The sequence below is a fragment of the Paraliobacillus zengyii genome, assembly GCF_003268595.1.
GTDB lineage: Bacteria > Bacillota > Bacilli > Bacillales > Amphibacillaceae > Paraliobacillus_A > Paraliobacillus_A zengyii.
The window spans coordinates 1,932,128-1,946,527 of sequence record NZ_CP029797.1 but is presented as its reverse complement, the minus strand read 5'-3'; the positions used below and the strand labels follow the sequence as shown (position 1 = coordinate 1,946,527).

Here is a 14,400-nt window from a genome sequence, read left to right as displayed (position 1 = left end):
AAAGAACTCTAGTCACAGAGTTCTTTTTTATATTATTATCTATTGATACATTTGATCACTTGAACCTGCAATCGGGTTTTGACCATCGTATTTCATCATCATTGCTTGAATTTTCTGTTGATCTTCAGGCACCATCTGGTACATCGCGCCGATTTTTGTAGTCATAGCTTGATCAGCTGGTTCTAATGGATAATATCCCTTACTAACCATGTATTGCCATGCTTCATATGCATGTGAACAACTCATCATAAAGGCTGTTTGTAAAAAAGAACGAATTTCTGGATTAGCACTTTCCATTGCAGACCAGGCATATTCACGGCCAGCTCTTTTTAACGTTAATAAATAGTTCGTTGCCATCTCTCTATCATTCATATCTGTAACAGTCACTCTAGGTTGTACAGGTGGATAGGCATTCATATTTGACTGTGTATAATCGGATAGTATTTTACCATCTTCTTTAAATAATGGCAGTTCTGTTGTTGCACCTTCTACCTTGTTTAAAAATTCCACTTTCATATTATAATCTCTTACATGAAACGGGAAATGACGCTCTAATAATTGTTTGAGTTCCTGATCTTGAACATGATCTAACATGTACGCCATAGAAGTCACAGAGTTCACACAACTCATTGTTAATTCATTTAAATCTTGTAATTAGTGTGCAGCTAATTTCATTTTTTCTCCTCCTTTTCGGCTATAGTTTTGCTCAAAAAGTCTTATCTATACCAATTTAAAATTATTATTTACAATGTTTCTGGAATAAGTTTTGCCTTGATGAAAAGACTATCTATGTAAGACTTAACAAAGGAGTGTTTAGAAATGGGTGTACTATCAGGTAATCCAAAGAAACAACCACTTCATTATGGTGAAGTTTTTAGCATGTGGTCCTTTCTAGCAGCTGCTAAAGGTAACTATGCGACGTATCAAACATTTATTAACCATACAGGTGATAAAGAATTAAAAAATTTATTAGAAGATTTAAACCGAGGAATGAAACAGGAAATGGAAAGTGTGGAAGAGATTCTTAAAGTTAATGGAATAGCTTTGCCTCCTTCTCCTCCAGAACGTTCCCTCGCAGACATTGAAGATATTCCATCTGGTGCGAAGTTCAGTGATCAAGAAATTAGTGCTGTAGTTTCTGCAAACATTGCAGCAGGTTTAATAGCTTGTAGTACAATAATTGGACAGTCACTTCGCGAAGATATTGCCATGCTTTTTGGCCAGTTCCATATGAATAAAGCGCAAGCTGGAGCAAAAGCACTTCGATTAAATAAAGACAAAGGATGGATTATACTCCCTCCAATGCAAGCAAAGATTCCAAATAAAGAGTAGTAAAAAAAGCACTAGATTATTTCTAGTGCTTTTTTCTTGCTACTTTGTAATTCGAATTGGGTTTAACACACAAGGAGGAGGGAAAGCAGATCACCTTAAGTCTTAATTTCTAACACTTCCGCCGAATCACAGATCGTTTCCGTCGGATTAACACCTACTCCATTCGAGTCAAGCAGGATTATCCCATCTCTTCTAATGGCCATTTTTCTAATTTATAAGCCATATCCCAAAATAAATATTCATATTGACTGCTAAGTAAGAAGTGTTCTTTCATACGTTCTCGATCAGAGGCTGTTACAGTTTCAGCTAGTTGATCAAGTCTATCAATTTGTTCCTCTACTAATGCTCTGAACCAATCCGATCCGTATGCTTTAATCCATTCTTGATAAATTGGTTCATCTGGTGTTTTATTTTTTAACTGTTCTCCAACTTCATAATAAACCCAGTAGCAAGGTAATATTGCGGCAATCACATCACCTAGATGACCATGATAAGCAGCTCGATACATATGTGAACTATAAGCGTAAGAGGTAGGAGCAGGTTTAAATGCTCTTTGTTCTGCTTCAGTAATAGATAATAGCTTAGAAAAAGTACGATGTAATTCTAATTCTGCTTGATAAGTTCCTTGTGCATGTGCCGCCATACTACTGGTTGTTTCTAAATCTTCCGCCTTTGCAGCACCTATTGCCTGGACACGAGCAAATTGTGCTAAATAATAAGAGTCCTGCATGACATAATAGCGAAAGTTCTCTAAAGGTAATGTGCCATTACCAATCCCCTTAACAAAAGGATGATTAAAACTAGCTTGCCAAACTGGATCTGCCTCTTTCCGAATGTATTGTGAAAATTTCATCTCAACTTCCTCCCTATCTGCATAAAAAAACCACCTTCCTTGATTAAAAGAAAGTGGTGGCATGATAAAGTAAAAGAACCAAAGGACTTTATTCCCATCCACTTCCCTCCGCTAGTTTAAACTAGATCAGGTTCTAAGAGTCTTGAAGTAACACTTCAATCTCAGTCTTTTATAAAGACTCCTCTAGTGGTTTTTCTTGCTATTTTATTCTGTCTATAGAATAAAATCTAGGAAGAAGATGTCAATACTCTTAAAGTAAACTTTCTTCCAGTGTCTTCATTTGATAAAAATAACCATTCTTTTTCATTAAATTCGTATAAGATCCCGATTCAATAATCTCACCATGATCCATGACTATAATTTGATCCATCTTTTCTAATCCTTTTAAACGGTGACTAACTAACAATAATGTATCTGTTTGTGCTTGTTCAAAAAGTTGTTTATATATTTTTTCTTCTGTTTTAGCATCAAGTGATGACGTTGGCTCATCTAAAATCCAAATATGACCGTTTTTCAAGATTGCTCTAGCAATTGCTAGACGTTGTTTTTCACCGCCAGAAAGATTCTCACCGTTTTCTAATACATGGTCATCGAGTGAAAAGTTTTCAAGTTGCACATTCATTAATGCTTCATGTAATACAATGTCATCTAAATCAGAATCTGCGAGTAATAAGTTTTCACGGATTGTTCCATAAAAGAAATGATTTTCTTGTAGCACGACTTTTGACTGTTCCCACAATGCATTTCCTGAAACAGTTGAAATATCGTGGTGATCCCAATAAATTTTACCTGCTTGTACTTGCTGTAGTTTCAAAACTAACTGTAGTAAGGTTGATTTTCCTGAACCACTTGCTCCAACAATCGCTGTTTTCGAACCTGCAGGAATCTCTAAACTAAGTGATGGAATGGTTGTGCGCCAATCCCCCCTATACGTGAAGGTAATATTTTTAAATCCAATCATTGGTGGTTTATTAGTGATTTGTTCAACGTTAGTTTCGACTTCGCTAACTTGAATATCTGGATCCTCCACTACCTCATACAAACGGCTGGATGCATCGCGGCTTTCTTGCATATAAATTGGGAAAACAGCCATTGGAGCAGCAGGTTCAAAAACGGTTAGTGAGATCATAACAAGCATAGCTAAAAATATCCCTTCTAACCTACCATCTACAACCAAATAAGCTCCGACTGCAAGTACGAACCAGCTTACGATAAAGGTTATAAAACCATTAAACGATTGACTATAGACTTTATTAATATTTTCACGTTTTTGTTTTTCAATATAACTTTCTGATTGCATAGTTATTTGTTCTTGTTTTTTTTCTAATTGTTGAAATATCTTTAAATCTCGAAAACCATACATCAATTCAGTAATTTCCGTTGAAAGATCTCCACGTTCTTGTCTGACTTTACCATTAATTCTTACTTGTCGTAACGAAAAAAAAGCTGGGATAACAAATACCGTTAGTAAGAAACCAACTAATAAAATAAGCGCGATTTCAATGGAATAAAAGCTACTAAATAAGATTGTTGTTACAAAAACGAGTAATAACACAATTGGTGGATAAAAAACACGTAAAAAGAAATTCTGTAAACTCTCCACATCTCCTACTACTCGACCAAGTATGTCTCCACTTCTATACTTATGAAAAATTTGTGGAACAAGAGGTTCTAACTTTTCAAAAAAAGTAACACGTAAATTACTTAAGATAGTAAAAGTTGCCCTGTGAGAATAAATACGTTCGCCATATTTTGAACTAGCTTTAATAAACCCAAGTAATTTAACTGTAGAAGTAAGCATAATTAATGCATAGAATGGAGGCATTAAAGCTGCTTTGGAAATAAGATAGCCACTAGCAGCAAATAGTCCAACGCTACTAATACCAGCAATAAAACCAAATAAAATAGCAAACAAAATATCCCTTTTCTCAATCAACATAAGTTTTATGACTTTAAAAAGAGCGCTCATGCTTCTTCTCCCCCCTGTTGAATCGTCACCATATCTTTATAAGCAGGTAAAGTAGCTAGCAATGTTTCGTGTGTTCCTATCGCTAGTAATTGTCCTTTTTCCATAAATAGAATTTGATCTGCTTTTTTAATCGTGTGTAATCGATGTGCTACCGTGATAACAGTTGCCGTTTTGGACAATTGTTCGATAGATTGTTGTAAGATTTTTTCTGTAGCTAGATCAAGTCCACGTGTTGGTTCATCGAGTAAGACAACTTTTGGCTTTTTTAAAAATGCACGTGCAATAGATACACGTTGTTTTTCCCCGCTAGATAATCCTCGACCAGCTTCTCCAATGGGTGTATCGTATTGTTTCTCCAATGATTCAATCAATGGCGCAATTCCTGCTAACTGCGCAGCTTTTCGTATATCCTGTTCATCAACTGGTAAGTTTGTTCCCATTTCGATATTCTCGCCGATTGTACCTGAAAAGATATATGGTTGCTGTGAAATATAAGAAAGCTTCCCAAGCCATGATGACTCCGAAAATTCAACAAGCGGTTGATTATCAAGTTTGATTGCACCATGTTCAGGAGTGATCATACCAGCCAACAAATGTAATAACGTAGATTTACCCGCACCACTTGCTCCTACAATTGCTATCTTCTGTTTCGGGTGAAAAGTCGCTGTGATAGCCTGCAAGTTAAAATTACTATCTGGATAACTAAAGTCTACCTGTTCCAACGTAATCATTGGAGGTCCGCCTTCTTTACTTAATTGCTTTTCTCCCCATTGTATCGCACCGTCTTCTTCATCGAATTCTTCTAATACTTTTTTAGCGGCGCCCAAACTACTTCTACCATTATGAAAAGTCGTACCAAGTTCTTTCAACGACGTAAAAAATTCAGGTACAAGCACAAGTATGACAAATGCAGTGAAAAACGAAATACTTTCATATATTATTAACTGGATAGCTAATTCCAAAGCAACAATACCAATACTTAGCATCGAAATGACTTCAAGCATAAAAGATTGAGTGAAAGCAACTTTTAAAATCTCCATTGTCGTATCTCGAAAGCCTAAACTACTCTTTTCAATTTTATCTTTCTGCTGTTTTGTTCGGTTAAATAGTTTTAATGTAACAAGACCTTGTAATGTATCTAAAAAAGTGCCAGAAAAAGAAGCTAATTTATCTAGCTTTTCTTCTGACTTTTTTTGTGTTTGTAAGCCAATTACAATCATAAAAATTGGAATAAACGGTGCTGTAACAAGCAATATAATTCCTGAATTAACATGTTGAGTGAAAATTACGATCATGGCAAGTAACGGTACAAAAGTACTCTGCATTACTTGAGGAATAAACTGACTATAAAAACTATCCATCTCATCGACACCGTCTAATAACATACTAACTTTCTTACCCGTTTGTCCTTTTTCAGCCAGTTGAACAGGACGGGCAGCATATTTAGATAATAGTTTTTTACGTACATTTCCTTTTACATCACTTGCTAGTGAAACACCAATTCGTTTACTTATATAATCCGTTAATGCGCGAATAAATAGAACGATTAACAATAACAGTAGCCATGGAATCATCGCATGAAACGTTTGGTTTTTTAAAAAGACCCCATCGACAATAGTTGTCATAGCAAAAGCCTGTACAATTATAGAGAGGCCTAGTGTTACGGTTAATCCAATTAAGAAGAAGATTCTTATTTTATGCATCCATACGGTTTGCTGTAAATTTTGCATGAACGACTCAGTCCTTTAATACAAATTTTGCGTACACAATTATTTTTCCCCTTTCGCATAATCTGCATTAAATAGAAATAAACGCATGAGCAAGAAAAGAGAAGGTACTAACAAGAGTAATCCCCCAATGAAGGCCACAATTAAAGCAATACCCATAGCTTCATTCGTTACACTATCCTCTATGTGAATGTACGGATCAAGCAAATATGGGTACTGCGCAACACCATAGCCAAAGAATGCAAAGAAAAATTGCAACATAATGGCGATAAACGCTGATCCATAATTTCTGCCAATATATAATAGACCCATTGCTATTAAGAAAAAGCCCATAGATAAACCGAATATCCACCATAGATCTAACATATTATCAAAATGACGTTCGTTATGCTGACCTAAAGCAATCATTGTCGTTAAAGCCATTATAATTGTTGGTGTAGCCCAAAAGAGAGCCCATTTTCGCACTATTTTAAGAGCTGCGTGATCATTTGCTCGGGAAGCATAGTACGTTAAAAAACTCGCACTAATGAATAATAGTGCCGTTATCGCTAATGCAACAATACTCCATGCTAAAGGACTTGTGAACAATTCCAAATATTTAAGCGAAACTACACCATTTTCTTCGGTTATGAATCCACCTTCTGAAATAGTTAGCGCAACTGATAAAGAGGCTGGAATTAACAACCCAGTTGCTCCATATAAAAACATGTAAATATTACTTTGTTTTGACCCATAATTTTCAAAAGCATAAAATGATCCTCGAATAGCTAACAGTACGATAGCAAAGCTTGCTGGAACGAGTAAAGCAGAACCATAATAATATGCCGTTGATGGGAAAAAGCCTACTATTCCAACAAAAAAGAAAACTAGAAACACATTCGTAACTTCCCAAACCGGTGATAAATATCTTGAAATTATTTGATTGATAATATGATCTTGTTTCGTCATTTTTGCGTAAAAGGCGTAAAACCCTGCACCGAAATCGATCGATGCAATGATCAGATACCCATACAAAAATAACCATAGAACAGTAATTCCAATTATTTCATAACTCATTTTTCTTCCCCCTCTTCCATAGTTTCAGGGTAGTGTTTTTCTAATTCTATCTCTGCCGGATTGTCTTTAAATAATTTTCTTAACGTGATAACAAATAATGTACCTAAAACAATATATAAAGCTAAAAACAAAAAGAACATATGCAAAATATATGGAGATGATGTTGCTGCTTCTTCAACTCGCATATAACCACGCAAAATCCATGGCTGTCTTCCTTCTTCTGCGTATATCCAACCGAATTCTACAGCTAACATTGCTAATGGTCCAGTTAATGCTATAAGCCAAAGCATAAATTTATTATTTTCATCCCATTTTTTAAATCGAGTTAGAACCAGATAGAGAAATGAAATACCGATTAAAAACATTCCAATTGAAACCATTGAATCAAACATATAATGTATCCACAATGGTGGACGTTCATCTTCGGGCGTTTCTTCTAAACCTGTAACTTCGCTCATGAAATTTCCATGTGCTAAAAAGCTTAACGCTCCAGGTATTCGAATTGCGCCAACAATTTCATTGTCTTCATTTAGCCAGCCAAATAAGAGCAGATCAGCGTTCTCTTCTGTTTCAAAAAGCCATTCTGCAGCAGCTAATTTTTCAGGCTGATTATTTGCCAGATATTTTGCCGATGCGTCTCCTGCAACTGCTGTTATTAAAGAGAATACAAACATTGAGATCACAGTTAGCTTTAACGCCTTTTTATGATACTCAGCAGCCCCTTTTCGTCGTAATAATGCAATTGCAGCAATCGTTGCTAGTATTGCGGCAACTGTAAGATATGATCCTCCTACTACATGCGCAATTCTAGTTGGTGCAGATGGATTTAACATTGCTTCAAGTGGATTGACAGCAGCGAACTCTCCATTCTCCATTGTGAAGCCATCAGGTGAATTCATAAACGAATTTACTGTCGTAATGAAAACTGCAGACATACCTGCTCCAATTACAATTGGTAATGAAATAAACCAATGTGTAAATTTCCCTTTAAATCGGTTCCACGTATATAAATAGATACCTAAGAAAATTGCTTCAAAGAAAAAAGCGAAAACTTCCATAAATAACGGTAATGCTATTACATTACCTGCAAGTTGCATAAAGTTTGGCCAAACTAATGAAAGTTGCAGACCAATTGCTGTTCCTGTAACAACACCAATTGCGACAGTTATAACAAAACCTCTTGCCCATCGCTTCGCTAATAACTCATAATGTTTGTCTTTCTTTTTAATTCCGATAAATTCTGCTAATGAAATAAATAATGGCACACCAACACCTAATGTCGCAAAGATGATATGAAATGTCAGGGTCATTGCTGTGATTAATCTACTTATGGTGACTGTATCAAATTCCATTGGTTATTCCTCCTTCGCGGCTATTACATTTAAGTGAAGTAATACACATACTATGTTTTCTATCTTAACATTTATCAAGTAAGAAATGTTATCCTTTTACATTATAAACTTTAAGGTTCAAAAAGTTGTGAATAGCTAATGAAGTTTCTGTGACGAATTCGTGACGATTACCTTTTATTAAAATATCATTGCTCTTAATTTACCTTTTAACGTATTAAATAAACCATTATTTTCGTGAAAGTTTGAATTGATCTATTTAAAGCATCAAAATATCACGAATGTCATCTTCCGTAATTGCCGCGCTAATTTGTTCTTCTGAATCAATGATTTCACCGATTAGATTTCTTTTTTTATCTTGTAATGCGTGCATCTTTTCTTCAATTGTTCCTTTAGAAACAAGTTTTATCACTTGTACATCTCGAGTTTGTCCAAATCGGTAAGCACGGTCCGCAGCTTGTTCTTCGACAGCAGGATTCCACCAGCTATCATAGAAAATCACAGTATCAGCTCCTGTTAAATTAAGTCCTTGTCCACCTGCTTTCATTGATATAAGGAAGATATCTCGTACACCATCATTAAAATGGTTACATGTTTTAAGACGATCTTCAGCAGGTGTTTGTCCATCAAGATAGAAATAAGCATGTTCTCTGTTGGTTAATTCTCTACCAATTAGATCGAGCATCTTCGTAAATTGCGAGAAGATTAACACCCTTCTACCTGATTGTTTAATCTCTTCAACTATAGCCAACAATTGCTCGAATTTTGCTGATGTTCCTGTGTAACCATCAATAAAAAGACTTGGATGACAGCAGATCTGTCGTAATCTTGTTAATCCTGCCAAAATTCGAATTTTGTTTTTTCGAAATGTCTCTTTATCCAAATGTTTTACTGTGTCATGTCTTAGTTTAGCCAAATATGCTGTATATAGTTTCTTTTGTTCCGAAAATAACTCAATTGTTTCGAGTGTTTCTGTTTTTTTAGGAAGTTCTTTTAATACTGTAGTCTTCAACCTACGAAGTAGAAAAGGACGCGATCTCCTTGCTATTGTCTTTCTAGAAAGTGTGCTGTATTCCTTAAGTCCTAAAAATAGATCTGGAAAGATAACGTGGAAAATAGCCCATAATTCTTCTATTGTATTTTCTACTGGTGTTCCTGTTAGAGCAAATTTATGATCAGCATCAATCCGTTTAACGGATCTGGCTGTTTGAGTGACAGGATTCTTAAAAGCCTGTGCTTCATCAAAAAAGACAGTATGATAAACATTCTTTTCAAAAATTCGGATGTCCTGACGCACAATTGGATAGGAAGTAATAATGACATCCATCTTCAGTAGATTTGTTTGTTGTTTCATCCTTTTATTTTTATTTCCGCCAATAACAATCGCTTTTATTTCTGGTGCGAATTTAGTAAGCTCAGTTAACCAATTAAAGGTAATAGATGATGGGCATACAATCAATATTGGCCGCTTCTGTTCCCGAATGGCTGGCAACTCAGATAAAATATAAGTAATACTCTGAATCGTTTTACCAAGTCCCATGTCATCGGCTAATATTCCACCGAAGCCATAGCTAGCTAGTGTTCTTAACCATTGGTAACCATCTACTTGATAATCCCTTAAAATAGATATTAATTTTTCAGGTACAGCAAAAGCAATATTTTTAGGATCTTCAATTGTTTTTAAAAAGTGGCGAAATGAGTCTTCCACTAAAAAGGTATTGCTCGATTCGACCGAATCGAGTATCTCCATATACTTAACTATTGGAATGGTTAAACCATCTACTAAATTACCGGTTTCTTCTCTAGGTAGACCTTGAAGAAAACGATTTATCTCGTCAAATTCTTTTGTATTTAATGTGAGTAAAGCACCATTTTGCAAACGATAATATTTACGCTTTTCTTCCAATGCTTCTAAAAGTTCTCGAATTTCATCATCTGGTATTCCATCCATTTCAAAAGTGAATTCTAGCCAGTTTGTTTTTTCTCTTTTAAACTTCACTCTTATTTTGGGAAACGAGTTACTTTTTACAATCCGGTTTCTAATTGCAGTTGTTGTATAAACTTGTGTCAACCGTTGTAAATCTGGAAGCTTATAATATAAAAAGTCATATTCTAACTCCTCATTATAAAGAACATATCCACTCTCAGTCGTAGCAAACAGACTATCTTCCATAACTTGCAAAATTTCGGCTTCTTTAGCTTCATCTCTTATAAACAGGGTATTTAACGTTGGTTCCCTATTTTCTAATGGATTAATCACAGTATTTTCATAATGAAATTCTAGTCCTGCCAGCAAACGGTTCTTAACACGATCCAGATAGAGTTTAGCAATCAACGGGATTTGTACAACATTTTTTTGTAGTTCTTTTGAAATCGTAACCTTTCCTAATCCATTCAGTCCTGGTACAACTTTTTCTAAAAAAAAGTTTACTTGCTGATTAGGGATTGGTATTTTATTCGCATTTGAATTATCTAATATTCTTTTTAATTCCGTTAATTGCTTCGTGTGTTGCTGATTTAATTGTTCGAATTTACCATCGAAGAAGACCATCTTATAGGACAGAAACACAATCATATTATCTAAGCCGTCTACAATTAATTGGTAACCATCTTCAGCTGTCTCAATTAATTCAAACAGTAACGGTAATTTTTCTTCGGTTAGTTGGATCCCTTGATAAGTAGCTGATTTATAATGAACAGTAACCTCTGATACGTTTTTTAATGACGGTAATATTTTGGCCCATGAAGTAGCAGGAATGAGTATTTGCTGCTTTTTTATCTGATCGATGGTTTCACTCGATAAATGCTCGAGATAAAAACGTTCATCCGTCATAAGTTGAATTAGTAATTGAATAACTTCATCCGTCTTATGATTAAAACAATGTTCTTGTAAGTCAACTATAAACCCTGAAGAAATTCTATAGGATCTTCCTTCTTTAAGATTTGTTAGGAACGCTCGAATATCTGACACATTTACTCCAGCTACTTTCATTTCTATTGTTAGTAGATGACCTTCTTTATCTACTATTACAGGATTGCAAATAAAAGCAACATCAAGTACTTTTCTATTTTCAAAATGTAATTGTTCTGCACTTGTGCGTGAAGTGGGTTGATTAAAAATTTCCAACAAGCCATTTGTCAAATGTGGTGATGGCTGAGAGTCATTCGTCTTGCGTTGTAGTTCATTGATTGTTATTAATACCGCTGCTACATGTTGACAATCAAACGTATAACTAGCTAAATTAGGGCAGCTACAAGTCGCTTGGAAATCTTTATTTGATTTTTTCTCAATTTCAACTTGAAAAGCTTCTTTACCTAAAACAGTTGCTTTACATAAGTTCGGTGTACTTGTTTCAATCTTAACTTTATTATTACGATAAAAAACATTCCCACTTTTATAGGAAAGTTCACCGCATCTAGCTTCTATAATTTTACGGTCTAATTTTAAATTCAATTGTTTAGTCACTCCTATGAAGAAAAATCCACTAGTGGAATTGTATCACATCAGCACATAAATATAATAAATAACAAAGCGTACGTAAGCAACTAGTCTCGCCTTCCATATGCAAATGCTTCCAAATAAAACATAAAAACAACCTCTTCTAAAAAAGAAGAGGTTGTTTTTATATAAAATTAAGCTAAAGCTTTCCAGATATCATTGGTAAAAGCAATCGGGTCTTCTACAGCTAGTCCCTCAATTAATAATGCTTGGTTATACAAAATGTTTGTATATACATCTACTTTATCCTTGTCTTTAACAAATGCATCTTTTAATGATTCAAATACATCGTGATGAATATTAATTTCTAAGATTTTATCAGCCTTCACTTCTTGGTTATCAGGCATCATACTTAAAATTTTCTCCATCTCAATTGAAATTTCACCATCATTACTTAAACAAACCGGATGAGTTTTTAATCGTTTAGATACTCGAACATCTTTTACTTTACCAGATAATACAGTCTTCATATGATCTAATAAATCATGATTAGCTTTTGTTTCTTCTTCTGTATTTGTTTCTGTGTCATCTGAATCAAATCCTAAATCACCACTTGATACTGATTTAAATTCTTTGCCTTGATAATTCATAATCATTTTGATTGCAAATTCATCAACGTCATCTGTAAAGTATAAAATCTCATAGCCTTTATCTAAGACCATTTCAGTTTGTGGCAGTCTTTCAATTCGCTCATTTGTTTGACCTGAAGCATAATATATAAACGTTTGATCTTCTGGCATTCTCTCTACATATTCTTCTAGAGTAACGAGTTTCTTTTCTTTAGAAGAATGGAATAATAATAAATCTTGTAAGATATCTTTATTTTGACCAAAGTCGCTATATACACCATATTTTAACTGGCGTCCAAATGAGGTATAAAATTTTTCGTATTTTTCTCGATCATTTCGTAACATTTTTTGCAATTCTGTTTTTATTTTCTTCGTAATATTTTTCTCAATTAATTTTAATTGACGATCATGTTGTAACATCTCACGAGAGATATTAAGTGATAAATCTTCTGAATCCACAAGCCCTTGGACAAAACTAAAGTAATCTGGTAGTAAATCTGCACATTTATTCATGATTAATACACCATTTGAATATAATTCTAGACCTTTTTCGTATTCTGCAGAGTAGTAATTATATGGCATGTTTTCCGGAATATATAAAATCGCTTCATAACGAATATTCCCATCTACACTAACATGAATATGTTGTAGCGGTTTATCAAACCCATAATGTTTATCAGCGTAAAACTGTTCATAATCTTCTGTTTTTAGCTCATTTTTGTTCTTTTTCCAAATTGGTATCATACTGTTTACTGTTTGTTCTTCAACAACTTCTTCTGTTTCATCTTCGTCATCTGCTTTTAATTGCTCTTCAATGATATCCATTTTAATTGGATAACGGATAAAATCAGAGTACTTTTTAATTATCGTTTTCAATTCATTTTCATCTAAGAAGCTTTCGAAGTCATCTTCTTCTGTACTCTCTTTTATATCTAATGTGATAGTAGTTCCAACAGTATCTTTCTCGGCTAATTCTATCGAATAACCATCAGCGCCTTCGGAGTGCCATTTATATGCTTGTTCACTACCTAATGCTTTTGTCCATACTGTAACAACATCTGCAACCATAAATGCAGCGTAGAAACCAACACCAAATTGTCCGATAATATCATGTCCATCTTTTACTTCATTATCTTTTTTGAATGCTAATGATCCACTCTTGGCAATCACACCTAAGTTGTTCTCTAATTCTTCCTTCGTCATACCAATGCCAGTATCTGTAATAGTTAGTTGACGTTTGATTTTATCCGTAGCCACTTTTATGTAATAGTCATCTTGATTAAATGTGATCGAATCGTCCGTTAGGGCTTTATAATACATTTTATCAATCGCATCACTCGCGTTAGAGATCAATTCTCTAATAAATACCTCACGCTTTGAATAAATAGAATTAATCATCATTTCTAATAGTCTTTTTGATTCAGCTTCAAATTGTTGCTTACTCATATATCGATACCCCTTTCAAATTTTAAAATAGCAGTCTTAACTAACGAGTGCTAACATTACTTATTTACCATATAACAGAAATCATGTCAATAAAATAGCCACAAAAAAAGACATCCAATCCATAGGAAAAGGATGTCTTTGCTTATCTTAATTCGAACGAAAATCTTCTTGAGTAGAATTAGGTTTTGACTGGTATGCTTTAATGTAAGCTTGTTTTTTTGTTTTTTTTACATATTGTAGTTGTTTTGTTAAATCAAGAAACCAAGCTTCATCTTTTGTTTCTAATGCAATATCAATTAATTGACGTAATTGTTTCTCAGTCTTAGATACTGTCATATCCAATTTATTTAGTTTAATCTTATTAATTTGAATACTATGACCCATAAGCATTTTGTTATCACTTGCTACAACACGTAATTGAATAATATTGTGATCTAATGCATTTTTTTCAACAAAACCATGAATTAGCTCACCTTTACTTGATTTAGCTCGAACCCAGTCACCAATTTTAACTTGATTTGTATGATTCGTTTCCATGCATTGCCACCACCTTATTAAAGTAAAAAAGCTTATTACTATTTAATAACAAATGCGTAGTTC

General features: G+C 34.2%; 10 protein-coding genes and 1 riboswitch. Of the genes, 1 reads left to right on the top strand and 9 read right to left on the bottom strand.

Annotated elements, in window-relative coordinates; translation table 11 throughout:
- Positions 1 to 39 precede the first annotated feature (39 nt).
- Positions 40 to 603 carry a spore coat protein gene (locus tag DM447_RS09795; protein ID WP_232824051.1) on the bottom strand — a complete coding sequence of 188 codons (564 nt, stop codon included), beginning with the start codon at positions 601 to 603 and terminating at the stop codon, positions 40 to 42.
- 216 nt (positions 604 to 819) lie between these two features.
- On the opposite strand from DM447_RS09795, the gene DM447_RS09790 reads away from it, so the two are divergent.
- Positions 820 to 1,332, top strand: a complete 513-nt coding sequence (locus tag DM447_RS09790; protein ID WP_112181053.1) for a DUF3231 family protein — start codon at positions 820 to 822, stop codon at positions 1,330 to 1,332.
- Positions 1,333 to 1,510: 178 nt separating this feature from the next.
- Here DM447_RS09790 and tenA read toward each other — a convergent pair whose 3' ends face one another.
- The 8 genes from tenA to DM447_RS09750 all read right to left on the bottom strand — a co-directional run bounded on the left by tenA (position 1,511) and on the right by DM447_RS09750 (position 14,337).
- On the bottom strand, positions 1,511 to 2,185 hold the full coding sequence (gene tenA / locus DM447_RS09785) for a thiaminase II (RefSeq protein WP_112181052.1): 675 nt from the start codon (positions 2,183 to 2,185) through the stop codon (positions 1,511 to 1,513).
- 86 nt (positions 2,186 to 2,271) lie between these two features.
- A riboswitch (TPP riboswitch) is annotated at positions 2,272 to 2,380 on the bottom strand.
- Positions 2,381 to 2,435: 55 nt separating this feature from the next.
- On the bottom strand, positions 2,436 to 4,154 hold the full coding sequence (gene cydC / locus DM447_RS09780) for a thiol reductant ABC exporter subunit CydC (protein ID WP_112181051.1): 1,719 nt from the start codon (positions 4,152 to 4,154) through the stop codon (positions 2,436 to 2,438).
- Positions 4,151 to 5,884 carry a thiol reductant ABC exporter subunit CydD gene (gene cydD / locus DM447_RS09775; protein WP_112181050.1) on the bottom strand — a complete coding sequence of 578 codons (1,734 nt, stop codon included), beginning with the start codon at positions 5,882 to 5,884 and terminating at the stop codon, positions 4,151 to 4,153. Before cydD ends, cydC begins: the two co-directional genes overlap by 4 nt.
- A 39-nt stretch (positions 5,885 to 5,923) precedes the next feature.
- Positions 5,924 to 6,937 carry a cytochrome d ubiquinol oxidase subunit II gene (locus DM447_RS09770; protein ID WP_112181049.1) on the bottom strand — a complete coding sequence of 338 codons (1,014 nt, stop codon included), beginning with the start codon at positions 6,935 to 6,937 and terminating at the stop codon, positions 5,924 to 5,926.
- Complete coding sequence (locus DM447_RS09765) at positions 6,934 to 8,289, bottom strand: cytochrome ubiquinol oxidase subunit I (protein ID WP_112181048.1); 1,356 nt, start codon at positions 8,287 to 8,289, stop codon at positions 6,934 to 6,936. Before DM447_RS09765 ends, DM447_RS09770 begins: the two co-directional genes overlap by 4 nt.
- Before the next feature lie 256 nt (positions 8,290 to 8,545).
- Positions 8,546 to 11,740 carry a DEAD/DEAH box helicase gene (locus DM447_RS09760; protein ID WP_112181047.1) on the bottom strand — a complete coding sequence of 1,065 codons (3,195 nt, stop codon included), beginning with the start codon at positions 11,738 to 11,740 and terminating at the stop codon, positions 8,546 to 8,548.
- Between the two features lie 179 nt (positions 11,741 to 11,919).
- A complete protein-coding gene (gene htpG / locus DM447_RS09755) occupies positions 11,920 to 13,800 on the bottom strand; it encodes a molecular chaperone HtpG (protein WP_112181046.1) in 1,881 nt (626 codons plus the stop codon).
- 147 nt (positions 13,801 to 13,947) lie between these two features.
- On the bottom strand, positions 13,948 to 14,337 hold the full coding sequence (locus tag DM447_RS09750; protein WP_112181045.1) for an IDEAL domain-containing protein: 390 nt from the start codon (positions 14,335 to 14,337) through the stop codon (positions 13,948 to 13,950).
- Positions 14,338 to 14,400 lie beyond the last annotated feature (63 nt).

Coding starts and splice junctions, on each gene's coding strand:
- DM447_RS09795 (WP_232824051.1), bottom strand. CDS start 603: ATGGCGTACATGTTAGATCATGTTCAAGATCAGGAACTCAAACAATTA.
- DM447_RS09790 (WP_112181053.1), top strand. CDS start 820: ATGGGTGTACTATCAGGTAATCCAAAGAAACAACCACTTCATTATGGT.
- tenA (WP_112181052.1), bottom strand. CDS start 2,185: ATGAAATTTTCACAATACATTCGGAAAGAGGCAGATCCAGTTTGGCAA.
- cydC (WP_112181051.1), bottom strand. CDS start 4,154: ATGAGCGCTCTTTTTAAAGTCATAAAACTTATGTTGATTGAGAAAAGG.
- cydD (WP_112181050.1), bottom strand. CDS start 5,884: ATGCAAAATTTACAGCAAACCGTATGGATGCATAAAATAAGAATCTTC.
- DM447_RS09770 (WP_112181049.1), bottom strand. CDS start 6,937: ATGAGTTATGAAATAATTGGAATTACTGTTCTATGGTTATTTTTGTAT.
- DM447_RS09765 (WP_112181048.1), bottom strand. CDS start 8,289: ATGGAATTTGATACAGTCACCATAAGTAGATTAATCACAGCAATGACC.
- htpG (WP_112181046.1), bottom strand. CDS start 13,800: ATGAGTAAGCAACAATTTGAAGCTGAATCAAAAAGACTATTAGAAATG.
- DM447_RS09750 (WP_112181045.1), bottom strand. CDS start 14,337: ATGGAAACGAATCATACAAATCAAGTTAAAATTGGTGACTGGGTTCGA.